This window comes from Gelidibacter mesophilus DSM 14095, from assembly GCF_000423005.1.
Taxonomy (GTDB): Bacteria; Bacteroidota; Bacteroidia; order Flavobacteriales; family Flavobacteriaceae; genus Gelidibacter; species Gelidibacter mesophilus.
In genome coordinates this window covers 131,158-155,313 of record NZ_AUHD01000008.1, presented here as the reverse complement: position 1 = coordinate 155,313, position 24,156 = coordinate 131,158, and the positions used below count along the sequence as shown (strand labels likewise).

At 37.0% G+C, this 24,156-nt stretch carries 24 protein-coding genes; 21 read left to right on the top strand and 3 right to left on the bottom strand.

The features are described 5' to 3' along the window. The first annotated feature begins 76 nt into the window (after window positions 1-76). From G525_RS0110980 to G525_RS0110885, 20 genes are all read left to right on the top strand, one after another. Window positions 77-1,549, top strand: coding sequence for a DUF5687 family protein (locus G525_RS0110980; RefSeq protein WP_027126220.1), 1,473 nt, complete (start codon window positions 77-79; stop codon window positions 1,547-1,549). Window positions 1,550-1,551: 2 nt separating this feature from the next. Further along, complete coding sequence (locus G525_RS0110975) at window positions 1,552-2,250, top strand: ABC transporter ATP-binding protein (protein WP_027126219.1); 699 nt, start codon at window positions 1,552-1,554, stop codon at window positions 2,248-2,250. Between the two features lie 216 nt (window positions 2,251-2,466). Beyond that, complete coding sequence (porW, locus tag G525_RS0110970) at window positions 2,467-5,055, top strand: type IX secretion system periplasmic lipoprotein PorW/SprE (RefSeq protein WP_245577778.1); 2,589 nt, start codon at window positions 2,467-2,469, stop codon at window positions 5,053-5,055. 12 nt (window positions 5,056-5,067) lie between these two features. After that, window positions 5,068-5,496 (top strand): bactofilin family protein, encoded by a 429-nt coding sequence (locus tag G525_RS0110965; protein ID WP_027126217.1) that lies wholly within the window; start codon window positions 5,068-5,070, stop codon window positions 5,494-5,496. Continuing rightward, window positions 5,468-5,695, top strand: a complete 228-nt coding sequence (locus G525_RS0110960) for an AtpZ/AtpI family protein (RefSeq protein ID WP_027126216.1) — start codon at window positions 5,468-5,470, stop codon at window positions 5,693-5,695. The genes G525_RS0110965 and G525_RS0110960 overlap by 29 nt, the downstream gene beginning before the upstream one ends. A gap of 166 nt (window positions 5,696-5,861) precedes the next feature. Beyond that, window positions 5,862-6,263 (top strand): hypothetical protein, encoded by a 402-nt coding sequence (locus tag G525_RS0110955; protein WP_027126215.1) that lies wholly within the window; start codon window positions 5,862-5,864, stop codon window positions 6,261-6,263. Between the two features lie 101 nt (window positions 6,264-6,364). Beyond that, a complete protein-coding gene (gene atpB, locus G525_RS0110950) occupies window positions 6,365-7,447 on the top strand; it encodes a F0F1 ATP synthase subunit A (protein ID WP_027126214.1) in 1,083 nt (360 codons plus the stop codon). A gap of 20 nt (window positions 7,448-7,467) precedes the next feature. Beyond that, on the top strand, window positions 7,468-7,674 hold the full coding sequence (atpE, locus tag G525_RS0110945) for an ATP synthase F0 subunit C (RefSeq protein WP_027126213.1): 207 nt from the start codon (window positions 7,468-7,470) through the stop codon (window positions 7,672-7,674). 83 nt (window positions 7,675-7,757) lie between these two features. After that, entirely contained in the window at window positions 7,758-8,252 is a 495-nt protein-coding gene (locus tag G525_RS0110940) for a F0F1 ATP synthase subunit B (RefSeq protein ID WP_027126212.1), read from the top strand. Window positions 8,253-8,340: 88 nt separating this feature from the next. Further along, on the top strand, window positions 8,341-8,877 hold the full coding sequence (gene atpH, locus G525_RS0110935) for an ATP synthase F1 subunit delta (protein WP_027126211.1): 537 nt from the start codon (window positions 8,341-8,343) through the stop codon (window positions 8,875-8,877). Between the two features lie 56 nt (window positions 8,878-8,933). Beyond that, complete coding sequence (gene atpA, locus G525_RS0110930) at window positions 8,934-10,514, top strand: F0F1 ATP synthase subunit alpha (RefSeq protein WP_027126210.1); 1,581 nt, start codon at window positions 8,934-8,936, stop codon at window positions 10,512-10,514. A gap of 127 nt (window positions 10,515-10,641) precedes the next feature. Further along, window positions 10,642-11,502: an ATP synthase F1 subunit gamma gene (atpG, locus tag G525_RS0110925; protein WP_027126209.1), complete on the top strand. Its 861-nt coding sequence runs from the start codon at window positions 10,642-10,644 to the stop codon at window positions 11,500-11,502. A 505-nt stretch (window positions 11,503-12,007) separates the two neighbouring features. Continuing rightward, window positions 12,008-12,484: a hypothetical protein gene (locus tag G525_RS0110920; protein WP_157491922.1), complete on the top strand. Its 477-nt coding sequence runs from the start codon at window positions 12,008-12,010 to the stop codon at window positions 12,482-12,484. 89 nt (window positions 12,485-12,573) lie between these two features. Continuing rightward, entirely contained in the window at window positions 12,574-14,037 is a 1,464-nt protein-coding gene (locus G525_RS0110915; RefSeq protein ID WP_027126207.1) for a lipopolysaccharide biosynthesis protein, read from the top strand. A 118-nt stretch (window positions 14,038-14,155) separates the two neighbouring features. Next, window positions 14,156-14,590 carry a dUTP diphosphatase gene (dut, locus tag G525_RS0110910; RefSeq protein ID WP_027126206.1) on the top strand — a complete coding sequence of 145 codons (435 nt, stop codon included), beginning with the start codon at window positions 14,156-14,158 and terminating at the stop codon, window positions 14,588-14,590. Between the two features lie 140 nt (window positions 14,591-14,730). After that, window positions 14,731-14,913, top strand: a complete 183-nt coding sequence (locus G525_RS20760) for a GIY-YIG nuclease family protein (RefSeq protein ID WP_425402519.1) — start codon at window positions 14,731-14,733, stop codon at window positions 14,911-14,913. 148 nt (window positions 14,914-15,061) lie between these two features. After that, window positions 15,062-16,081, top strand: a complete 1,020-nt coding sequence (locus tag G525_RS0110900) for a sugar phosphate nucleotidyltransferase (RefSeq protein ID WP_027126205.1) — start codon at window positions 15,062-15,064, stop codon at window positions 16,079-16,081. Between the two features lie 154 nt (window positions 16,082-16,235). Beyond that, entirely contained in the window at window positions 16,236-17,594 is a 1,359-nt protein-coding gene (locus G525_RS0110895) for a tetratricopeptide repeat protein (RefSeq protein WP_027126204.1), read from the top strand. 23 nt (window positions 17,595-17,617) lie between these two features. Beyond that, window positions 17,618-18,367 (top strand): lipoprotein insertase outer membrane protein LolB1, encoded by a 750-nt coding sequence (gene lolB1, locus G525_RS0110890; RefSeq protein WP_245577776.1) that lies wholly within the window; start codon window positions 17,618-17,620, stop codon window positions 18,365-18,367. Between the two features lie 59 nt (window positions 18,368-18,426). Further along, a complete protein-coding gene (locus tag G525_RS0110885; RefSeq protein ID WP_245577775.1) occupies window positions 18,427-19,590 on the top strand; it encodes a murein hydrolase activator EnvC family protein in 1,164 nt (387 codons plus the stop codon). Between the two features lie 61 nt (window positions 19,591-19,651). On the opposite strand, the gene G525_RS0110880 is transcribed toward G525_RS0110885, so the two are convergent. Both G525_RS0110880 and G525_RS0110875 read right to left on the bottom strand, forming a co-directional pair. After that, entirely contained in the window at window positions 19,652-20,161 is a 510-nt protein-coding gene (locus G525_RS0110880) for an acyl-CoA thioesterase (protein ID WP_027126201.1), read from the bottom strand. Window positions 20,162-20,435: 274 nt separating this feature from the next. Next, on the bottom strand, window positions 20,436-21,389 hold the full coding sequence (locus G525_RS0110875; protein WP_027126200.1) for an HU domain-containing protein: 954 nt from the start codon (window positions 21,387-21,389) through the stop codon (window positions 20,436-20,438). 103 nt (window positions 21,390-21,492) lie between these two features. On the opposite strand from G525_RS0110875, the gene dprA reads away from it, so the two are divergent. Then, window positions 21,493-22,596 (top strand): DNA-processing protein DprA, encoded by a 1,104-nt coding sequence (gene dprA / locus G525_RS0110870; RefSeq protein WP_027126199.1) that lies wholly within the window; start codon window positions 21,493-21,495, stop codon window positions 22,594-22,596. Between the two features lie 470 nt (window positions 22,597-23,066). Here dprA and trpS read toward each other — a convergent pair whose 3' ends face one another. Then, window positions 23,067-24,035 carry a tryptophan--tRNA ligase gene (gene trpS / locus G525_RS0110865; RefSeq protein ID WP_027126198.1) on the bottom strand — a complete coding sequence of 323 codons (969 nt, stop codon included), beginning with the start codon at window positions 24,033-24,035 and terminating at the stop codon, window positions 23,067-23,069. Between the last annotated feature and the right edge of the window lie 121 nt (window positions 24,036-24,156).

The window sequence follows — 24,156 nt, the reverse complement described above, 5'->3', positions numbered from 1 at the left end:
ATTTCCCTTATTTGAAATTTGTTTGTAACAAAAAGTGTTTTAATATTACCTATGATTAAACTACAACCAAAACAGCATGTTCAAATATTTTATTAGTCTCGAGTGGAAATCCTTTATTAGGTCAGCTTCTTTTAAGACCAATCTCTTCTTAAAAATAATGATGGCTTTTTTCGCCCTTTGGATGATCGCCTCATTTTCAATTTTAGGTTTTGGCGCTTATTATATGATAGAAGACGGCTTAAAGATGGAACCTTTTCAAGTGGTCAACCAAGCACTGATTTACTATATGGTATTTGATTTGGTATTCCGATATTTCCTTCAAAAAATGCCGGTAATCAACATTAAACCATTGATGTATTTACCAATTGAAAGAACCAAGATTGTCAATTTTGCAATTGGAAAAACCATGATTTCCTTCTTTAATGTGTTGCATGCTTTTTTCTTTATTCCCTTTTCCATCGTCCTGATCATAGAAGGTTTTCCTGTTTTACAAGTCTTGGCTTGGTACGCTGCTATTTTAGGCTTGATTTATTGTAACAACTTTATAAATATTTTTGTTAATAATAAAGACATTGTTTTTTTTGGAGTGGTAGCTGTTATCTTGGTAATGATTGGTCTTCAGTACTACGGTGTGTTTGATGTCACACAATATACCTATCCTATTTTTAAGGGTTTTTATGCAGTGCCTTATTTAGCAATCATTCCTATTATTTTGGCCGTGGTGTTCTATAAAATGGCATTTAGCTATTTTAAAAAGAACCTGTATTTAGATGCAGGTCTTTCGATTAAGCACGATGTTGCAGAAACCCAAGATTATTCATGGTTGAACCGTTTTGGAAGTATGTCCACTTTCCTTAAAAACGATCTTAAGTTATTAAGACGGAATAAGCGCTCAAAGATGACGATCTTCATGAGCTTCTTATTTATTTTTTATGGCTTGCTGTTTTTTACGGGCTCTATTGAATCGTATGATGGCCCTTTTTGGCGAATTTTTGCAGGGATCTTTGTATCTGGCGGATTTTTATTCACTTTTGGACAATTTGTGCCAAGTTGGGATAGTGCGTATTATCCGTTAATGATGAGCCAGAATATTCGCTATAAGGAGTATATCGCCTCTAAATGGTATTTGATGGTTATTGCCACAATAATTTCAACAATCATATCAGTTTTCTATCTCTATTGGGGGTGGCAAGCGTACGCAGCAGTAGTGGTTGGCGCCATTTATAATATCGGCGTCAACAGTCATTTAGTACTGTGGGGTGGCGCATATATCAAAACACCAATAGATTTGACCACAAGTAAAAAAGCGTTTGGAGATAAGCAGGCGTTTAATACAAAGACATTGTTGTTGACCGTTCCTAAATTATTATTGCCAATGGCCATTTACGCCGCAGGGCATTATACGCTTGGGGAAGGTTTTGGCTTTGCTTTAGTCGCAATTTCAGGCTTAGGCGGTTTCTTATTCAAAAACAAAGTATTCAACATTATAGAAAAAGTCTATAAATCAGAAAAATATAAAACATTAGCCGCTTACAAACAAAACAACTAATTATGATAGCAGTATCCAATTTATCAAAAGCGTATAATTCAGGCCCGGTATTACATATTGAAGGTCTAGAGATTCCAAAAGGTCAAAGTTTTGGCTTAGTAGGCAATAACGGGGCAGGGAAAACTACTTTTTTTAGTTTGCTATTAGACTTAATTCAACCTACTAGCGGCTATATTAAAAGTAAGGACATTCAGGTTAATGAAAGTGAAGACTGGAAGCCTTTTACGTCCGCCTACATTGATGAAACTTTTTTGATCGGTTATCTAACGCCAGAGGAATACTTCTACTTTATTGGAGAATTGCGCGGAGAAAATAAAGCCGATGTGGATGCGCTTTTAGGCCAATTTGGCGATTTTTTTCATGGCGAAATATTGAAACAAAAAAAGTATTTGCGAGATTTAAGCAAGGGGAACCAGAAAAAGGTGGGCATCGTAGCAGCACTGATTGGAAAGCCTGAAGTTATTATTTTAGATGAACCTTTTGCCAATTTAGACCCAACCACTCAAATCCGTTTGAAACAGATTATTAAAAATCTAGCTGAGCAACAAGGCGTTACGGTATTGGTTTCGAGTCATGATCTCATGCATGTTACTGAGGTTTGTGAGCGCATTGTGGTTTTGGAGAAAGGGGAGGTTATAAAGGATTTAGCGACTAGTGCCGCCACTTTAAAAGAATTGGAAGCGCATTTTGCTGGAGAATAACAGGTTAGCAATGGCAACCAAGACCTGACAGGTTTCTAAAACCTGTCAGGTCTCGCACTGCTTTTTAGTCTTTGCGTCTTTGCGTTTTTGTGAGTCGAACCCGAGAAACACCCCGGTTACGCACTTAGAAAACTCCTCTATTTTTTCCTCTATAATTCAAAAAGATGCTTATTTTTACGGCATTGCATAATATTTGCAACTGTTTTTAGTTATCTAATGAATCCAATACAACCTACGTTGCGCACCTTTTTAAAGTCCATGATGTTCCTGGTTTTTGCGGCACTTATCGTCACAAGTTGCTCGCGAAAGAAGGATACGTTTATCAATAGGAATTTCCATGCTTTGGGTACCGAGTATAATATTTTATACAATGGAAATATTGCTTTGGAAAATGGTAGAGCCAGTGTAGATGATGCGTTTACGGATAATTATTGGGAATTACTTCCAGTGGAACGGATGGAGACCACTGATGATTTTACCTTACCGGGACAATCTAAAAATTCCGATTTTGAACGTGCAGAAGAAAAGGCCATTAAGGCCGTTCAAAAACATGGGATGAACATTAATGGAAAGGAGTACAATCCCCAGATTGATGAAGCCTATTTGTTGCTTGGAAAAGCACGTTATTTTGATCAACGTTTTATTCCCGCGGTTGAAGCATTCAACTATATTCTTTTTAAATATCCGGCAAGCGATAAGATTAACGAGGCAAAAATATGGCGTGAAAAAACGAATATGCGTCTTGAAAATAATGAGCTTGCCATTAAAAATTTAAAACGTTTGTTGCGATTGGAGCAATTGGACGATCAAAATTTAGCTGATGCTACCGCCACTTTGGCCCAGGCCTATATCAACATTCAAGAAAAAGACAGCGCGTTGGCACAATTGGCAATTGCTGCAGCCTACACCAAAAAAAATAACGAAAAAGCGCGTTACAATTATATCAGAGGGCAATTGTATAACGAGTTTGGCCATAAAGACAGTGCGAATATTGCCTTTGATAAGGTCATGGATTTACACCGAAAAGTACCGCGAGCCTATTACATCCATGCACATTTGGCAAAAGCGATAAATTTTGATCTTGATCTTGGTGATGTGGTCGCATTTTCAGAATATTTGAAGGAGTTGGAAGAAGATCGTGAGAACAGACCGTTTCTAGACAAGATATACTATAGAGTTGCTGAATTTCACAAAAAATCTGATCGCGATTCTTTAGCGATCGTGTATTACAATAAATCACTAAGAGCATCTTCATCCGATAGGCATCTTCGTGCTATGGACTATATGACTCTGGGTGATATGAGTTTCGATCGGTCTGAATATAAAACTGCTGGTGCTTATTATGATAGTACGATGACGAATATGGTGATCAATTCTAAGCCTTATAGGACTATCAAACGAAAACGAGAGAACTTAGAAGATGTCATCTACTATGAAAATGTAGCGTTAGTAAACGATAGCATTCTGGATTTGGTGAATTTATCAGAGGCTGATAGAATTGCGATTTTTACATCCTATACCGATAAATTAAAAGCAGAGGCAGACGATTTAAAAAAACAGGAGGAAACCGCGCAACGCAATGAAAGTTCAGGGATTGAAACTTTTGATAAGACTTCCAATAGAACGGGTCTAGACAACATGCAGCCTAGCTCAGGTATCACTCCTCCGGGAGGGGCCAACCAATCGTTCTATTTTTATAATCCGACCACAGTAGCCTATGGAAAGAATGAGTTTCTAAAAATTTGGGGAGACCGTTCTCTAAAAGATAATTGGCGCCTTTCTAGCACCAGAAGTAATGCACTTACTGTTCAAAATAATGATTTAGCTGTTGACGCTTCTGATAACGAACGTTTTGATCCGGCGTTTTACGTATCACAAATCCCGACAGATCAGAAAGTCATTGATAGCATCATTAAAGATCGCAATTACGCCTATTATCAGCTAGGAGTTATCTATAAGGAAAAGTTTAATGAAAACATACTTGCCAAAGACAAGCTCAAAGCGCTATTGAACAACAATCCAGAAGAACGTTTGGTATTGCCTGCAAAATACAATTTATACAAAACTTATGTGTTGTTGGGGGAGACCAATGCTGCAGAACAGATGAAGCAGGATATTATTGCTAATAACCCAGAGTCAAGATACGCTGCCATTCTACTGAATCCAAAATCGGAGATGTCAAAGGATGAAAACAGTCCTGAAAGCATCTATGAACGTACTTATGCCAGTTATGAAGCGCAGAAGTTTCAGGAGGTCATTGACCAGAGTGATGCCTACATTCTCGAATTTCAAGGTGAGCCTATTGTACCTAAGTTTGAAATTTTAAAAGCTTCCGCAAAAGGGCGACTATTTGGATTTGAAGCCTATAAAGAAGGAGTGAATTACGTAGCCCTAAATTATCCGAATTCCGAAGAAGGCAAGCGTGCGCAAGAAATCATTAACAATGTCATCCCCGTTTTATCAAAAAGGGAGTTTCAGGATAATGAAATAGGCACTAGATTTAATGTGCTTTATCAATTTGACCACGCAAACAATGAAGATGTGGATGCATTTATAAAGAAATTAAATGATGAGGTCACTCAAATTAGGTACTATGATTTGAGCGTTTCTAAAGATCTTTATGATAAAAACACCATCTTTGTGGTCGTCCATGGCTTAAAAAGTATTCAAGGAGCAAGAGGTTTTGCCGATTTACTTCAAGAGCGAAAAGCAAATATTACACGACCTTATATTGCCATTTCATCGCCTAACTATGAAATTGTGCAAAGACATAAAAATCTTAACGACTACCTAAAGTCGCAATAAACAACCAAATCTATGTTCGCAGAAAACAAAAAAGGAAAAACTTCCGCAGAAGCAGTTAACCAACAAAACACAATCGCTAAAGGTACCACTTTTACTGGTGACATTATTAGCGACAGTGATTTCAGGATTGAAGGTACCATTTTGGGAAATATTAAAACCCCTGGCAAAGTGGTTCTTGGTAAAACAGGCATTATTAAAGGTACGCTTGAAGGGGCTAATGCTGATATTGAAGGCAAATTCTCAGGAAATCTGAGCCTTACAGATACGCTTACGTTGAGATCCTCGGCCTTTGTTGAAGGCGATGTTGAGGTGGGGAAATTTTCAGTAGAGCCAGGCGCTACTTTTAACGCTACTTGTATTATGAAAGGGCATGCCAAAGGCACAAACAACATTTCTAAAGCACCAGACGACAATGCTACCAAAAAAGGACAACCAGTTTAACAGTTACGCCAAATACTCTGGAATTGCCATACAAATGTTTGTTATCATTGGGATAGGAAGCTTTATAGGCGTCAAACTTGACGATTACAATGAAAACACCAATAATTTGTGGACGATTGTTTTGTCGTTGACCTCAACAATTATTGCCATTATTTTTGTAATAAGACGTATTATTGCAAACTCAAAAGACGATAATTAAAGGCTATCAAGATAATCTTGAGTTCTTTTTCCTAAAAGTGAGGAATAGCAATGCCGTTTCTTTTTGATAGGATATGAATTTTAAAAAAAAAAAATTAAGTTCTATCTATTGAAATGATGAGGATGGTTTTTCGGCAATATCATATAAATTTCAATTTCCTTATTCAATGAATCCAACATTTTTAAAAAGAGAACTTAATTTTTTACTTCTTATCACTGTTTTGAGTTTAGTGCTGTATGGCATTCATAGTTATTTACTTAGTTATTTTGGGACAGAACTGAAGCTGTTTTTTCCGGTATGGCAAATTTATGTGTTTCACTTTTCAGTGACCACGCTGTTGTACACTGTGGTAAACTATAAGTTCTCAACGGGCAAAACCGATGTGTTTATATTGTTTATGGCCAGTACATTTATAAAAATGTTTCTTTCAATTTTATTTCTTTTGCCTATAATCCTATCAGATTTTGAAAAGAAGCAACCGGATATTTTCAATTTCTTTATTCCATATTTTTTATACTTGGCGTTTGAGGTTTATTCCATTACAAAATTCCTTCAAAAATCGTCATAATCTCCTTATGGTTAATATACACAAAAAAAGTGTTTGACATTTAACATAATGTACGTACATTTGCACGGAATTTAGAGCAAGGTATTTTTAAGCTATTCATAATGACATTAAACACTTTAAGAGCCGTATTATTTTTAGTTTTTTCTGTTGCAGTTTCCAATTTCGGATTTGCAGTTCAAGATAACGATGATCAAGACAAAGAGTTCAATGCCAAAGAGATGATCATGCATCACGTAAAGGATGGGCATGAGTTTCATATAGTTGATTGGAACAATGAGCCTATAACAATTCCTTTACCAATTATTCTTTTTACGGATAATGGATTGACAACGTTTATGTCTAGCGCGTTTCACCATGACGATTCAGGGGTGAACATCGTTGAAAAAAACGGAGAGCGCTTTGTTAAATATCATGAAAAAATTTACCAGTTAAACGCTGGTGTAGATGCACTTGCTTTTGATGACGAGCACCATCCTACAAACGCTGTATTGCCTTTGGATTTTTCTATTACCAAAAACGTCTTTATGATGTGGGTTTCGGTCCTGGTGCTCTTATTAATATTCATTTCTTCAGCCCGTAAATACAAAAAATCAAACCGATTTGTTCCAAGTGGTATTGCCTCATTTATGGAGCCGCTTGTTATTTTTATTAGAGATGAGGTTGCCATTCCAATGATTGGCGAACATAAATATAGAAAATATATGCCATTCTTATTGAGTGTGTTTTTCTTTATCTGGATCAATAATATTTTTGGATTGATTCCAATTTTAAACGGTGCCAACGTGAGCGGTAATATTGCCTTTACGTTGTCTTTGGCATTATTTACGTTCGTCATTACGCTGTTTAGTGGTAACAAAAATTATTGGAAACATATTTTCTGGATGCCAGGCGTTCCGGTACCGATGAAAATATTCCTAATGCCCATTGAGATTATCGGGATGTTTGTAAAACCTTTCTCGTTAACCATTCGTTTGTTTGCTAATATCACCGCAGGACACATTATTATTTTGTCATTGATGTCCCTAGTCTTTATTTTCAAGAGTGAGTTTATTGCACCAGTATCTGTAGGATTCTCATTGTTCATCATGATCATAGAAATTGTAGTTGTTGCAATTCAAGCATATATATTTACCGTGTTGTCAGCCTTATATATTGGAACGGCAACCGCAGAAGACAATCATTAATTAATTTAAATTTTATTATTATGACTATTACAGGAATTGCAGCAATCGGAGCTGGTATCGCAGTTATTGGAGCTGGAATGGGAATTGGTAAAATCGGTGAGTCAGCTATGAACGCTATGGCTCGTCAACCGGAAATCCAAGGAAAACTTCAGACTTCAGCGCTTATCTTAGCAGCTTTCGTAGAGGCAGTAGCACTTTTTGGTGTTGTTGCATCATTAATCGTTTAATTAGGATTAAAAGATACAGAGGTAACGGTTGGTTGCCTCTGTATTTTAAAATTTAAATTGTTAAAACTAAAAACCTATAATAAATGGATTTAATTACACCAGGTTTCGGACTCGTTTTTTGGTCACTTATAACTTTTTTCTTTCTTCTTGTAATATTGAAAAAGTTTGCTTGGAAACCAATTTTAGGAGCCATTGATGAACGTGAAAACGGCATTAAAAATGCATTGGAAGCGGCTGATAAGGCGCGTATGGAGATGGAGAATCTTAAGGCAGATAATGAACGTATCCTAAACGAAGCACGTGCTGAACGCGAAGCGATGATGAAAGAAGCACGTGAGATCAAAAATAAAATGGTCAGTGATGCTAAAGAAGAAGCTCAAGAACAAGCGAATAAAATGATTGCGCAAGCTCAAGAAGCTATTGCAAATGAAAAAAGATCAGCTATGGCTGAACTCAAAAATCACGTGGCAAGCTTATCCATTGAGATTGCTGAAAAAGTGGTTCGTGAAGAGCTTTCTAATAAAGGCAAGCAATTGGAATTAGTGGAGTCAATGTTGTCTGACGCAAAATTAAATTAAGCCCCCTCTTGATCTTTCCGAAGGGGAGAAATGGATAATAAAGTTTAACAAGTTCTTTCCTGTGGAAAGGATTTAGGATAGGAATAATATGGCACAAACAAGAACAGCAGTACGTTACGCAAAAGCAGTTTTGGATCTTGCTAAAGAGCAAAAGTCAGCCGAGGCGGTAAATGCGGATATGAAATCCATAGCTAACGCTGTAGAAACCAGCACAGAGCTAAACGACATGCTTTTAAGTGCTGTAATACCTGCTGCTAAAAAGAAATCAGCTTTGTTGGCCATTTTTAAAGACCTGCATAAATTGAGCGCAAGTTTGATTGATACTTTAATCGCTAACAAACGTCTGCATATTTTGGGTGAAGTGGCCCAACAATATTCTGTGTTATTTAATGAAGGTGAAGGTAAGCAAGTCGCAAAAGTGACGTCAGCAGTATCGTTAACAGATGAGCTTAAAACAAAAGTTTTGGCCAAAGTAAAAGAGTTGACCGGAAAAGAAGCTGAAATTGTAAACATGGTAGATGAATCAATCTTAGGTGGTTTCATTTTACGTGTAGGAGATATGCAGTATGATGCTAGTATTGCAAACAAATTAAATAAGTTAAAAAGAGAATTTACATTAAACTAAAGCGTTGGAACTAGAGGACTACCCTCTACCTTCTAACCTCTAATTACTAATAAAAAATGGCAGAAGTAAAACCAGCTGAAATTTCAGCAATCTTAAAGCAACAATTGTCAGGGTTTGAAGCTAGCGCTTCATTGGACGAAGTAGGAACAGTATTGACTGTTGGAGATGGTATTGCCCGTGTTTACGGCTTAGCAAACGTTCAGTATGGTGAATTGGTTGAATTTGCTGACGGTCTAGAAGGCATCGTTTTGAATCTTGAAGAAGATAACGTAGGTGTGGTATTGTTAGGACCTTCTGTAGGTGTCAGCGAAGGCTCAACTGTAAAACGTACCAAACGAATTGCTTCCTTAAAAGTAGGTGAAGGCATTGCAGGACGGGTTGTAGATACTTTAGGGACTCCAATTGATGGTAAAGGCCCAATTGAAGGAACGCTTTATGAAATGCCATTAGAACGTAAAGCTCCGGGTGTTATCTACCGTCAACCGGTAACTGAACCATTACAAACAGGTATCAAAGCTATTGATGCCATGATTCCTGTAGGTCGTGGTCAACGTGAGTTGGTAATTGGTGACCGTCAAACTGGTAAAACAGCAGTTTGTATTGACACTATTATCAATCAAAAGGAATTTTATGATGCAGGTGAGCCTGTATATTGTATATATGTAGCTATTGGCCAGAAAGCGTCAACAGTTGCTTTAATTGCAAAAACACTAGAAGAGAAAGGAGCAATGGCCTACACCACAATAGTTGCAGCTAATGCCTCTGATCCTGCGGCTATGCAAGTGTATGCGCCATTTGCTGGTGCTGCCATTGGTGAGTATTTTAGAGATACTGGCCGTCCTGCATTGATTGTTTTTGATGATTTATCAAAACAAGCGGTAGCTTACCGTGAGATTTCATTATTGCTACGTCGTCCACCGGGACGTGAGGCGTATCCTGGAGATGTTTTCTACCTTCACTCTAGATTACTGGAGCGTTCGGCAAAAATCATCAACAATGATGAAATTGCTAAAGAAATGAACGATTTACCAGATGTTTTGAAACCAATCGTAAAAGGTGGTGGCTCATTAACAGCATTGCCAATTATTGAAACGCAAGCGGGTGACGTATCAGCATATATCCCAACGAACGTAATTTCTATTACTGACGGACAGATTTTCTTGGATGGTGACTTGTTTAACTCCGGCGTACGTCCAGCAATTAACGTAGGTATTTCAGTATCTCGTGTTGGTGGTAACGCCCAGATCAAATCCATGAAAAAAGTATCAGGTACTTTAAAATTGGATCAAGCTCAATACCGCGAGTTGGAAGCTTTTGCTAAGTTTGGTTCTGACCTTGATGCCGTGACCTTAAATGTTATTAACAAAGGAAAACGTAACGTTGAAATTTTAAAGCAAGCACAAAACGATCCATTTAGAGTAGAAGATCAAGTGGCAATTATCTTTGCCGGATCTAAAAACTTATTGAGAGACGTTCCTGTAGAAAAAGTGAAAGAATTTGAACGTGATTATTTAGAGTTCTTAAAAGCGAAACATAGCGATACCCTTGCTTCTTTGAAAGCAGGAAAACTAACTGATGCAGATACAGATACATTATCTTCTGTAGCTAAGGAGTTGTCGGCGAAGTATCGTAAATAGTATTAAGTACGAAGTACAAAGATTAGAAATTGAAAACTTTTAGTCTTTGTGTATAAAGTCAAATATTTAGCAAAGTATCTGTGCTAGTCTTAATACTCGCATCTTAATACTTAATTCTAATTGAAAAATGGCAAACTTAAAGGAAATACGTAACAGAATTACATCGGTATCTTCTACGATGCAGATTACCAGTGCCATGAAAATGGTATCGGCTGCAAAGTTAAAGAAGGCACAAGATGCTATTACTGCAATGCGTCCGTATTCTGATAAATTAACAGAACTGTTACAAAGCTTAAGCGCAACGTTAGATGCTGATTCTGGAAGTGAATTTGCTGACCAGCGTGAGGTCAACAAAGTGTTGTTGGTATCCATAACCTCTAACAGAGGTTTGGCAGGAGCTTTCAACTCTAACATTATCAAAGCAACTAATCGCTTGATACATGCGGAATATGCAGGTAAGGAAGTTTCTATTTTGGCGATTGGTAAAAAAACCAATGATGCCTTTAAGAAAAGCAATAGAGTAATTGGAAATAAAAGTGACATCTATGATGATTTGACTTTTGATACTGTTGCAGAGATAGCCGAAGTATTGATGGATAAATTCTTGAAACAAGAGGCAGATAAAATTGTTTTGGTGTATAACAAGTTTAAGAATGCGGCAACTCAAGAAATCATGACCGAGCAATTTTTACCAATTGTTCCTATGGAAGATGCTGATGATGTTGATACTGATTACATCTTCGAGCCTTCAAAAGCAGAAATAGTTAAGCAATTAATCCCTAAATCTTTAAAGACACAGCTTTACAAAGCCCTTAGAGATTCTTTCGCTTCTGAACACGGGGCTCGTATGACGGCCATGCATAAAGCAACAGATAACGCTACCGAGTTGAGAGATCAATTGAAATTGACTTATAATAAAGCACGTCAAGCTTCTATTACTAATGAAATCCTTGAAATTGTTGGAGGAGCGGAAGCTCTTAATAATTAGGCGGAACACAGTGGAGCCAAATTATCCACGAGCGGAAGCTCTTAATAATTAGGCGGAACCCAGTGGAGCCAAATTATCCACGAGCGGAAGCTCTCAATAATTAGGCGGAATACAGTGGAGCTAAATTATTAAATAGCGGAAGCTCTTAATAATTAACCAATTCATGCGCCTGCCTGTCGGCAGACAGGAAGGCAGGAAACCTTTAGGTACAGCGCAGCTAATCTCATAATAAGAAGCATTACTTTCCAAAAGTGAGGCTTTTTTTTGCCCTCTTACCACTACAGAGTTGATTGATCAGCTTTAAATCGAACTATAACAAAACACGTAAAGCTACCATTACAAAAGAATTTTTAGTAATTGTTGGGGAGCGCAGCTAATCTTGTAATTTAAAGGCCTCACTTCCTCAGAATTGAGGCTTTTTAGTTTTTGTAGTGTTCGTTTGGATACTTATGTTTATTTTATGGAATACTATTTGTTATTAGTACCACAAAGAAAAACATGACTTATGAAAATTGTACCTCTTATCTCAACAGTCGTAATGATGATTTTAAGCACCTCAAAATGCTCGGAGAATCAAAAATTACAAGATGCCCCACCTTTTGCTATTGGGGAAGTTTACGTTGAATCTTGGACTTCTCCTGAAGTTGCCAATACAGGTTTTACATTACATATTCCTATAGTTGGAAATGACAATAGCAGCATTGTTTTAGATTCTGTTTATTTTAGAAACCAAATCACCAAACTGGTTAAAGAGTCCGTAGATTCAAATACGTTTTATATCGGCAAATTTGAAATTCCTGAAAAATCAAACCCTGATATCATTATGAGCAGTGATCCTTTGGAAGAAATGAAAAATAAACCGCCAAGAATTCCTAAGACCATACCCTATAAATTGGGACAATCAGAGGGTATTATCAGTTATATAGTGGATGGTGAAACCCGTTATTTTAAGATTGAAGATATCATTGAAAAGTCTAATTAAATTTAGCCACTTTATCTTACTCAAGCGCAATAAAACATAGCTTGCAATTAGGCTTATAAAACTGTAATTTAGCAGACCAAAAAAAACTCTTGAGCACTTTAAAATCTCTCTTTAAACAAACCTTTATTTATGGTTTAGCCACAGTGCTGCCACGAATGTTGAGTTTTTTATTAGTGCGTTTGCATACCGACGAAAGCGTCTTAAAATCGGTGGCAGATTATGGCGATGTGTCCTTAATCTACACTTATTTTGTACTGTTCAACGTTATTCTGGCTTATGGTATGGAAACGGCTTTTTTTAGGTTCTTTAATAAGGAGGAAGATCAGGCTAAAGTTATAGGAACGTCTTCAATTTCACTGATAGTATCTTCTTTTCTCTTTTTTAGTGTTGCTCTAATTTTTCAGAATGATATTGCAAATTTTATAGACATCAAAGCCGAATATATTAATTTGGTGATTTGGATCTTGTTGTTGGATGCGTTGGTCATTATACCATTTGCTTGGTTAAGGGCTAATGCAAGACCAGTTAAATATGCAGTCATTAAAATTCTGAACGTCGCCATAAACTTGGGTTTAAACCTTTTTTTGTTATTGTGGTTAAAGGATTTGGCAACAGACTCATCATGGTTGGGAGCCATTTACAGGCCAGATTTTGAAATCAACTATATTTTTATTGCCAATTTAGTCGCTAGTGCGGTAACGTTGATATTGATGTCGTCCTTCTATTTCAAACTTAAATATACCTTCGATACCAAACTCTGGAAAAAAATGATGACTTATGCCTTTCCAGTATTGGTTGCGGGTGTTGCGTTTTCAATTAATGAAACCTTTGACCGGGTGCTTCTCAATAAACTTCTACCAGAAAACATTGCTAAAAGTGAGATCGGAATGTATTCAGCCTGTTACAAATTGGCCATGTTTATGACACTTTTTGTAACGGCTTATAAACTTGGTGTGGAACCTTACTTTTTTAGTCATGCCAATAGTAAAAATCCTAAAAAGAACTATGCTATAATTCTTGAGTACTTTGTTATTTTAGGATCTGTTATCCTTTTAGGCGTTGTGGTTTTTGCCGATATTTTAAAAATGATGCTGATAGGCGATGAAGCGTATTGGAAAGCCATGGTCATTGTTCCGATTATTTTATTGGCCAATTTATGTCTTGGTATTTACCATAATTTATCGGTGTGGTACAAAGTAACCGATAGAACGAAGTTTGGCGCCTATATTTCAGTGTTTGGAGCGCTTTTAACCTTAGCACTTAACTTTTGGCTCATTCCCATCATCAGTTATGTGGGATCGGCGATAGCGACTTTGTCTGCTTACGCTTGTATGATGCTTGTTTCGTATTACTACGGACAAAAATATTACCCAATTCCGTATAATTTGAAAAAAATGGGACTCTATTTAGCAGTATCCTCGGCATTTTCGGTAATTTCGTTTTATGTATTTCGAGAGAATTATGTGGTAGGCATTGGCTTATTGTTGATGTTCCTATTTTTAGTGGTTATGCTCGAAAAAAATCAGATTAAAGAACTCATAAAAAACAAATAGGTTGTATTGAACAACTGAGTGTTTAGCTGAATTATAGTAAATAAAAATAAATCAAACGATTCCGATTATATCTGATAAATAAATAGTCGTGAATTTGTAGCAAGAAAATAAATCATTTATGGAGATCAAAATCATCAACACATCCAATCACGCCTTACCCAACTATGAAACTATAGCCTCGGCGGGAATGGATTTACGTGCCAATTTATCAGAATCAAGACTATTAAAACCATTAGAAAGAAGTATTGTGGGTACAGGTTTATTCTTAGAGCTTCCAATTGGGGTTGAAGCACAAGTAAGACCTCGGAGTGGTCTCGCTGCAAAAAAGGGGATAACTGTATTGAACGCTCCTGGAACGATAGATGCCGATTATAGAGGCGAAATTGGCGTTATCTTGGTCAACTTGTCCAACGAAGATTTTGAAATTGTTAATGGCGAACGTATTGCACAATTAGTAATTGCCAAGCACGAACGTGCAGAATGGGTTTCTGTTGAAACGCTTTCTGAAACAGTAAGAGGTGACGGTGGATTTGGGAGTACTGGCGTTTTGTAGAATTCCTGCCAAGGCAGGAATCTCGTGATTTAAAAGACAAGAAATACTCAGTTCTGATACTTCTAAAGGAAAGTATTAAGGATAAGCTAAGTTTAAATCCAACATTTCTAATCTCGTTATAGAAACTATGAAGCTTTGGTATATATATAATTACAAATAAAATGAACGGTGTTTTATATATTGGAATATCGGATAGTATAGAGGAAAGAGTGAAGGAGCATAGGTTAAAAGTGTACCCAAAATCATTTACTGCCAAATATAATTGTGACATATTGGTATATTTGGAAGAATATGATAACGGATTGGAAGCTGAATTACAATAAGTTGAGAGAATAATTTGGCATTGTTGGATACCTTCCTCCACAGGTCTTAGAACCCAAGTTGGATGGATATACATTTAAATTTGAATTATAATAAATTTAGAAAATAAGTTTAACCAAAATAGATACCTGCCTTCGCAGGTAATTGAATATGAAAATAATAGTTCCAATGGCGGGACGTGGTTCACGTTTACGCCCACACACATTAACAGTTCCAAAACCATTAATTCCGGTGGCGGGACAACCTATAGTGCATCGATTAGTCAAGGATATTGCCAAAGTATTGGACCAACCTATTGAAGAGATTGCATTTATTTTGGGAGATCCTGCATTTTTTGGAGATGAGGTCGTTGAAAGTTTAAAGGAGTTGGCCACCAGTTTAGGCGCCAAAGCATCCATCTACCGGCAAGATCAACCTTTGGGCACTGGCCACGCCATTATGTGCGCCAAGGATTCGCTCTCAGGACCAGCTGTAATTGCTTATGCGGATACTTTGATTAGAGCCGATTTTAATTTGGATCCAGAAGCTGATGCCGTTATTTGGGTAAAACAAGTCGATCAACCTGAAGCCTACGGCGTTGTTAAATTAAATACCAATAAAGAAATTGTGGAGCTTGTGGAAAAACCAAAGGACTTTGTGAGCGATTTAGCAGTTATCGGGATATACTACTTTAAGGATGTCAACGTTCTTAAACAGGAGTTGCAGATTGTTTTGGACAATAATATCATTAATGGAGGAGAATATCAAATCAATGATGGTATTAAAGGCATGATGGCCAAAGGCAAAGTCTTTAAAACAGGAGAAGTTGAGGAGTGGATGGATTGTGGCAATAAAGCGGTAACTGTTGAAACCAACACAAGAATGTTAGGATTTATACAATCGGATGGCGAAGAACAAATGATGGCAGGATCAGTGACTTTAGAAAATTCAAAGATTATTGAACCTTGTTTTATTGGTGAAAATGTCATTTTAAAAAATGCAACCATCGGTCCAAATGTGTCTATTGGTAACAATTGTACCGTAACGGATGCTACCATAAAAAACAGCTTGATCCAAACACACAGCATCATAAAAAATGCTAATTTAGATGAGGCCATGATTGGAAATCATGTTTATTATGATGGCAATTTTAAAACGATTAGTATTGGGGATTATTCTGATCTTAGCTAATTCCTGAGTTGTTGCTGAGTTTATCGAAGTAACGGCCGAAATTCTTGCGGTTCAACGAAGTTGATCTCGCAAATTAACCAGATAATATATTCGAGATCACGCTTATCACATTCTAATCATCCGTTAAAACAATTAGTGCAGTCGGGGCAGCAAAATGAAATATAAAATCCACATATTAATTCTCTTTATAGTAATGTTTAGCATCCCTCAAGCTTCTCATGCCCAAGTTGATTTTACCCAGAAACCAATGGATGATCTTGGAAATGTAGAAGATATGTTTCAGGAACATTTTTTTGAGGCCTTGAAGCAACAGGGCATTGAAAATTACCAACGCGCCATTGATGCTCTTCTAAAATGTAAAAAATTGGATGATAAACCTGTCGTATATTATGAGTTAGGCAAAAATTATAACAAACTCAAAAACTTTGGTGCTGCTGAAGATGCTTTGAAAAGAGCAGTTTCCAAAGAACCCGATAATGAGTGGTATTTAGATGAGCTTTATGATGTATATAATCAACAAGGAGATACTAAAAAAGCCATAAAAACGGTTAAACAACTCGTTAAATACCATCCTGATTACCGTCAGGATTTGGCCTCCTTATACATTAAAAGTAAAGACTATAAAGATGCTTTAAAGCTATTGGATGAACTGGATAAGGAGTTTGGGATAAGTGCCGATAGGGATTTTTTGAGAAATGAAATATACAACATCACGGGACGTGATGCAGACAGAATTGACAATTTACAAGAGCGTTTGGATCAAGATCCTGATAATGAAACCAATTACCTCACCCTGATTTATAGATATAGCGAAACTGGAGAAACAGAAAAGGCATTTGAAACTGCACAGAAGCTCTTAGAAGTGCAACCAGAATCCAAATTGGTACATTTGGCGTTGTACAAGTTTTATTTGGATAAGAATCAAACAAGCCAAGCGATTGCCTCAATGAAAACCGTTTTGACAGCCCCGGAAATTAATGCCGATGCCAAAACTAAAGTCCTCAACGATTTTATAAATTTTGTAGCAAAGCATCCAGAGTATGAAAAAGATCTGATTGATGTGACCGCTATGATTGATGAAAATAAGAGCTTTCAAACGCTTGTCGAATTGGCGCAATACTATCTAAAACTTGAAGATAAACCAAAAGCTTTAATGTATTTTGAAGATGCCTTAAAATTGGAGCCAAACAATTTTGCGGTGATTAAAGATGTGCTCTTACTTCAAATTGACCTAAATCAGGAAAAAAATGCCATTGAAAAAAGTGAGCAGGCTATAGAGTTATTCCCGGCGCAACCTATTTTATATCTGATCAATGGCGTTGCGCATAACAAATTGAAGCAAGGTAAAAAAGCCATTTCAACTTTGGAAACAGGCTTAGATTATGTGATTGATGATCCAAAGATGGAAGCTGACTTTTACAATCAACTGAGTGTAGCTTATAAACTCAATAATAATAATTCCAAATCGCAAGCGTTTGCAAAAAAGGCGGCTGCCTTAACAAATCCAAATTAATGAGACTTTATAAACTAAGTGTATTGCTACTTATATTAGCTTTAAGTGTGGGCTGTAAATCTACCAAGAGCCTTACTTCCAATGCGGAAATTGACAAAGACATGACCGCAAAACAGATCATCAGGGAGAATGCTAAACAAGATGTTCGGTTTAAAACCTTGCAGGCCAGAGTCCGAATTGATTATTCTGAAGGCAGTAGTAGTAATGGAACTACGGTAAACTTGAGAATGGAAAAGGATAAGGTCATCTGGATGAGCGCACCTTTAGCGGTTGCGCGAGTAATGATCACTCAGGATAGTGTCAAATTTTATGACAAGATAAACAATCAATATTTTGATGGTGATTTTTCCTTATTGACAAAACTGTTGGGCACTGAGATTGACTTTGAAAAGATCCAAAATATTTTTCTAGGGGAGCCTATTTTCAATTTGAAAGATGACACTTATTTAACCGATCCAAATGATCACTCCTATGTTTTGAAACCTAAAGATCAACGTGCCTTGTTTGAGTTGTTTTTTCTTGTTAATCCTGGGTTTTTTAAATTGGATTCCCAACAGTTATACCAACCCAAAGAGAAACGTATGCTGCAGATAGATTACAAGAAATATCAGGCGGTGGGCAAACAAATTTTTCCTGAAAACATTCGTATTATTGCAGTAGAAAAAAATGATGAAATTACTATTGATCTCGATTTTAAATCCATTAGTTTAAACGGAGAGGTCCGATTCCCATTCAACATTCCATCAGGATACAAAGAAATTGAACTTGAATAATGCGTTACCAACCTAACATATTCAGATTGATCTTACTTTTTAGTTTGTGCACATTCACAATGACCGCACAAAGTAAAAAGCAAAAAGAGTTGGAGGCCAAACGTCAAACAATTCTGAAGGAAATTCAGCAAATCAATAATCTACTTTTCACCACCAAAAAGGAGGAGAAATCTATTATTACCACGGTTGAAGATCTGAATTATAAGGTAAATGTCCGAAAAAATCTCATTAAAATTACTAATGATCAAGCCAATCTATTAACGCGGGAAATAAATAACAACCAAAAACAAATCAGCAGTCTTCGTGATCAGTTAAAATATCTGAAAGAGGATTATGCGGCCATGGTGGTCAAATCCTATAAAAGTAAATCAGAACAAAGTCGTGTGATGTTTTTACTCTCTTCTGAGAATTTTAAGCAGGCTTACAAGAGACTTCAGTACATTAGGCAATATACAGACTATCAAAAGGAGCAAGGCGAGGAAATCAAGCGAAAGACAGATAAACTGCAAGAATTGAACACGACCTTACTTCAACAGAAGAAGGACAAGGACAAATTGGTGGAAGAAAACCGATTGGCAAAGCAACGCTTGGAGGAAGATGTAAAGGAGCATCAAAAACTCATGGCTTCCGTAAGGAAAAACATGACCACTTACGCTTCACAAATCAAGAAAAAACAACAGGAAGCTGATCGAATTGACCGAGAAATAGAAAAGCTGATTCGAGAGGCCATTGCGGCATCCAACAAAAAAGCAGGGAAATCTGAAACTACTTCTAAAGGATTTGCTTTAACTCCGGAAGCCAAAGCGTTGGAAGCCAAGTTTGAGTCCAATAAAGGTAAATTACCGTGGCCCGTGCGTACAGGAGTCATTAAAGTGCGTTACGGCAAGCAACGTTCGTCCATTGATAATACGATTGAAATCAATAGTAGTGGAATTAGAATTGCTACAGATAAAAACGCAAAGGTAAGAGCCGTATTTAATGGCGAGGTGTTAGCCGTTCAAGGTACAAAAACCGGAAATCCTTGGATTTTAGTGCAACATGGTAACTACATTACGGTTTATAAAAACCTATCTAAAGTGTATGTAGCAAAAGGCGATAAGGTTGTCACCAACCAAGATATTGGGGAGGTTTTCACTGACCCATCCAATGGCGAATGTATGCTGAGCTTCCACATCTATAAAGATTCAAAATTCCAGGATCCATCGGCTTGGATTGTGAGATAGAATCATTTTACCGTTGTGACTTTCTAAGAATACCGCTATTTAGATTTTAACGAAAAATTCGTTAATTGAACAAGGCTTTTAGCTCTGTAGCTTCATTTGGCTTCATTTTTCCGGCCAATACCAAACTTAACTGTTTACGTCTAAGTGCGGCTTCAAAACGTTCTTTTTCCAAATCGGATACCGGAACAATTTCTTCAATTGCGGTTGGACGACCGGTTTCATCTACTGCAACAAAAGTGTAAATGGCCTCATTTGCTAAAGATCTTACTCCAGATTCACGATCTTCAATCCACACATCAATATACACTTCCATAGAAGTTTTAAATGCTCTCGAAACCTTCGCTTCCACAGTAACCACGCTTCCTAATGGAATAACTCTATTGAACGCAACGTGATTGACGGATGCAGTTACCACAATACGTCTACTGTGCCGTCTCGCTGCAATACTTGCCGCGCGGTCCATACGGGCCAACAATTCGCCACCAAATAAATTATTGAGTGGGTTAGTTTCGCTCGGAAGCACCAAATCGGTCATTATACAGACGGAATCATTAGGGTGTTTGGCTTGCATGGGTGTGTTTTTTAATTGAGGTGCAAAGATAGGTTGCATTTGGGATTTTTTGTCATGAATACACGAATGTTTTTTATAAGAATTCGCTGTGATATCGATCAATTTATGATTCAGGATGATTTCCTAATTCTAACCCTCGGAATGACCAAATCACATAAAAAATAAGCAGGGGAGACCATGCTCAATTAAATATTGAAAGTGTATAAAAGAATGAATGATGCCTTTTGTCCTTTGTATCTAAAAAGCCAATTTCTAATGATTGACAAGCAAAAACCTAGTGAATTTCTCGCACTAACATCCAAGCTTCTTTGTTGTAGTTCTGACGAATATCACGTAATGCCATTAAGGCATCGCTACCATTTTCATAGCTGGAATAGACCACTTCATGAAGTCCGTATTTGTTGACCCCAATTTTTCTGGCTTTGAATCCGAGTTCTTGGAGTTGCTCTACTTTTTTATCAGAATTTTCTTCAACCCTAAAGGCACCAGCAATAATATGATATTTGCCTTGTTGTTTCTCAACATTTAAGGTAGCGGCAGGTAATGGGTTTTCAATCACAAACGTCGCTTGCTGTACTTTGACATCCAATTGTTCATTAGCTTCTTCCTGAGCTAATTGGTTATGGGTTTCTACTTGACTATTATAGAAAGATGAGACCGCAAAACCTCCAACGGATAAAGCAATTAATGCTACCGCTGCATATTTAAGATACGGTTTCTTGTTGGTTTCATTAGTAATCCGTCTTTCAGGAGTGATTCCAATAGGAATAACATCTTCTAGCGATTCTACCTGTTGCCCATAAACTTCACGATTGACGCTGGTAGTTTTAAATTCTGTAAGTCCAAAGGCTTCGGTTAGGTAATTACTGTTATAGATTGGTTCAAAAAGAATTCTACCATCACTATTTAACACTAAGTCACCAATAGTGTTAAAATTCAAAGTTTCGCCCTCAGCCAGAAAAGACTTAATAGACTTCACGTGCTTGCTGATTTTTTGAACAGCAATTTCGTAAGGAATGTTTTCCACATCTGCAATATAACTAGCTAAAAGGCCGTCGTTATGCTGTAATTGCTCATTAAACGAAATGACTTTTTTAGGAGGAAAAAAAGTATGGTTGCTTTGATCAATTCTTGCCGAAACGCGTTTGGTCAAAAATGCACCAAATTCCGGAATCGTTACGCAGTCGTAACGGTAGAGTAAATCGCTTATGTAAGTTTCTATATGCATTGAAACAAAGTTATGAATTTTTGATTTTCGTGGAAATTAAACGGTTACTATTTATTAACATTGCTTAAGTTTAAACAGTTTATCCTCTTAATCAATCTTATAGATGTCAGATCAGGACTTAATTTTTATTATTGCGCTACAAAATGTACCCAAAATAGGCGACATTACTGCTAAAAAGTTGATTGCGCATTGCGGATCTGCGGAAGCGGTGTTCAAAGAGAAGAGAAATCATCTGCTAAAAATTGACGGTATTGGGTACCATATGTTGCAGGATGTTTATAACAAAAATCATTTGATCGCGGCAGAAGCCGAATTGAGATTCATAAAGGAAACTAATATTACATGTTTGTATTTTATGGACACCAAATATCCTGAAAAGTTAAAACATTGTATTGATGGCCCTATCCTTTTGTTTCAGTCAGGACAAGTGGATTTAAAACAGCGTCGACTCATAAGTATTGTGGGCACGCGTAAAATCACCTCTTCTGGCGTGGCATTTTGTGAACAACTAGTAGAACAATTGGCAGTTTTCAATCCAGTAATTATTTCAGGGTTTGCTTACGGTACCGATATTACGGCCCAAAAAGCTGCATTAAAACACAATTTACAAACTGTAGGCTGTTTGGCACACGGACTGAATCAGGTTTATCCTAAAGTTCATAAAAGATACGTCGCCGAAATTGAAAAGAACGGTGGTTTTTTGACCGAATTTTGGAGTACTTCTAATCCCGAACGAGAAAATTTTTTAAAACGTAATCGGGTTATTGCCGGTATGAGTGAAGCAACCATTGTGATTGAATCTGCTGAGCGGGGCGGAAGTTTGGTCACTGCAGATATAGCTAATTCTTACAATAGGGATGTTTTTGCAGTTCCTGGAAGGATTACAGATTCTCAAAGTGTTGGTTGCAACAATTTGATTAAATACCAAAAAGCACATTTGCTATCCACACCTCTAGATGTGCCTTATATTTTAAATTGGGAGCTAGAACATGATAAAAAGCCTGCTATCCAAAAACAACTGTTTGTGGAATTGGAAGAAGAGGAGAAAATTATCTATAATTTCCTTAAAAGCAGAGAATCCCAACTTTTAGATAGTATCGCCTTGGAATGTAATATGCCAATTTTTAAAGTGGTGGGAGTGCTCTTGAATATGGAATTGAAAGGCGTAATTAGACCGCTTCCTGGTAAGTTGTTTGAGGTTGTTTAGGATTCCTGGGCAGACAGGTATATTGAAGTTTAAATCTAAATACTCCATTTTAAAAACCTATTCACATCTTAGATTAAGACTATTTTTTAAATTCCTTTCCTCTCAAGGGATGTTAAATTTGAGCTGGGGAGAGCTCAAAGACGGAAGGGTTAAATTAATTCCTGTGATTTTCGTTGAGCTTGTCGAAATGAGATTGCTTTAGGTTCTTCGAGGATGTTTTTTTCAAAACTGAATAGTTTTTGACCACGGTGTAACCACCTCGTCTTCTGCTTTTTTTTCGAAGCAGAAGACACTCCTCCTTTAAAAGGAGCAGAAGTCTAGATTTTAAATTCCGGCGCAGGCAGGAGTCTTGAGGTTTTTAACTGAACACTTAATTTCAAAGTCTACCTCTAACTTAGGTATAATTTGAATTAAATGTTAGTGTAGATGGTCTTCTGAATTACGAGATCACTGCCTTCGCAGGGAATTGGCTAATATCCCAATTTCTTTCGAACCCGTCCCAAAACGTCATCAGCTACGACTTTTGCTTTTTCAGCACCAACCGAGAGAGCTTTGTCTATTTCGTCCAAATGCCCCATAAAATAGTGGTAGCGCTCACGAGGAGTTTCAAACTTTGAGAGGATCAATTCAAATAAAGCTTGTTTGGCATGTCCGTAGCCATAATTTCCTTGTTCGTAATTTTGCTTCATTTCATGGGTTTCTCCATAAGAAGCTAACAAACTATAAAGAGCAAAACAATTACAAGTACTCCAGTCTTTAGGATCTTCTAAAGGCGTACTATCCGTTTCAATGGACATAATTTGTTTGCGCAACTGCTTTTCAGGTAAAAATATATTGATAAAATTGTTTTTGCTTTTGCTCATTTTTGCGCCATCGGTTCCGGGAATAAGCATCCCGCTTTCTTGAATTTTGCCTTCTGGTATCACGAAAGTTTCGCCAAATTTTGCATGAAATCGAGAAGCCACATCACGGGTCATCTCAATATGTTGCAATTGGTCTTTTCCTACGGGAATTATTTCAGCATCATATAACAAAATGTCAGCCGCCATCAACATAGGGTAGGTAAATAACCCTGCGTTCACATCTTCAAGCCGGTCAGCTTTATCTTTGAAGCCATGCGCCAAGGTGAGGCGCTGAAAAGGAAAAAAACAACTGAGATACCAAGAGAGTTCTGTTGTTTGAGGTACATCACTCTGGCGATAGAATACCACTTTTTCAATATCCAAACCAAAGGCCAGCCATGTTGCTGCCACGCTATTGGTATTGTGTCTTAAAATGTCTGCATCCTTGATCTGTGTTAGAGAATGCATGTCTGCAATAAATAAAAACGAATTGTTTTTAGTGTCATTTGCCATTTCAATTGCCGGGAGGATGGCGCCTAAAATATTTCCTAAATGTGGGGTGTTTGTGCTTTGTATGCCTGTAAGTATTCTTGCCATAACATTTCCCGAGAAAACGGGAATCTCTTTTAATTAAACAATAATAAAATTCCAAATTCCAAAACTCTGAACTCTGAACCTTCAGCAAAGGTACTTTTTTTCAAACAATAGCTCAATTAAT

Coding starts and splice junctions, on each gene's coding strand:
- G525_RS0110980 (WP_027126220.1), top strand. CDS start 77: ATGTTCAAATATTTTATTAGTCTCGAGTGGAAATCCTTTATTAGGTCA.
- G525_RS0110975 (WP_027126219.1), top strand. CDS start 1,552: ATGATAGCAGTATCCAATTTATCAAAAGCGTATAATTCAGGCCCGGTA.
- porW (WP_245577778.1), top strand. CDS start 2,467: ATGAATCCAATACAACCTACGTTGCGCACCTTTTTAAAGTCCATGATG.
- G525_RS0110965 (WP_027126217.1), top strand. CDS start 5,068: ATGTTCGCAGAAAACAAAAAAGGAAAAACTTCCGCAGAAGCAGTTAAC.
- G525_RS0110960 (WP_027126216.1), top strand. CDS start 5,468: ATGCTACCAAAAAAGGACAACCAGTTTAACAGTTACGCCAAATACTCT.
- G525_RS0110955 (WP_027126215.1), top strand. CDS start 5,862: ATGAATCCAACATTTTTAAAAAGAGAACTTAATTTTTTACTTCTTATC.
- atpB (WP_027126214.1), top strand. CDS start 6,365: ATGACATTAAACACTTTAAGAGCCGTATTATTTTTAGTTTTTTCTGTT.
- atpE (WP_027126213.1), top strand. CDS start 7,468: ATGACTATTACAGGAATTGCAGCAATCGGAGCTGGTATCGCAGTTATT.
- G525_RS0110940 (WP_027126212.1), top strand. CDS start 7,758: ATGGATTTAATTACACCAGGTTTCGGACTCGTTTTTTGGTCACTTATA.
- atpH (WP_027126211.1), top strand. CDS start 8,341: ATGGCACAAACAAGAACAGCAGTACGTTACGCAAAAGCAGTTTTGGAT.
- atpA (WP_027126210.1), top strand. CDS start 8,934: ATGGCAGAAGTAAAACCAGCTGAAATTTCAGCAATCTTAAAGCAACAA.
- atpG (WP_027126209.1), top strand. CDS start 10,642: ATGGCAAACTTAAAGGAAATACGTAACAGAATTACATCGGTATCTTCT.
- G525_RS0110920 (WP_157491922.1), top strand. CDS start 12,008: ATGAAAATTGTACCTCTTATCTCAACAGTCGTAATGATGATTTTAAGC.
- dut (WP_027126206.1), top strand. CDS start 14,156: ATGGAGATCAAAATCATCAACACATCCAATCACGCCTTACCCAACTAT.
- G525_RS0110900 (WP_027126205.1), top strand. CDS start 15,062: ATGAAAATAATAGTTCCAATGGCGGGACGTGGTTCACGTTTACGCCCA.
- G525_RS0110895 (WP_027126204.1), top strand. CDS start 16,236: ATGAAATATAAAATCCACATATTAATTCTCTTTATAGTAATGTTTAGC.
- G525_RS0110885 (WP_245577775.1), top strand. CDS start 18,427: ATGACCGCACAAAGTAAAAAGCAAAAAGAGTTGGAGGCCAAACGTCAA.
- G525_RS0110880 (WP_027126201.1), bottom strand. CDS start 20,161: ATGCAAGCCAAACACCCTAATGATTCCGTCTGTATAATGACCGATTTG.
- G525_RS0110875 (WP_027126200.1), bottom strand. CDS start 21,389: ATGCATATAGAAACTTACATAAGCGATTTACTCTACCGTTACGACTGC.
- dprA (WP_027126199.1), top strand. CDS start 21,493: ATGTCAGATCAGGACTTAATTTTTATTATTGCGCTACAAAATGTACCC.
- trpS (WP_027126198.1), bottom strand. CDS start 24,035: ATGGCAAGAATACTTACAGGCATACAAAGCACAAACACCCCACATTTA.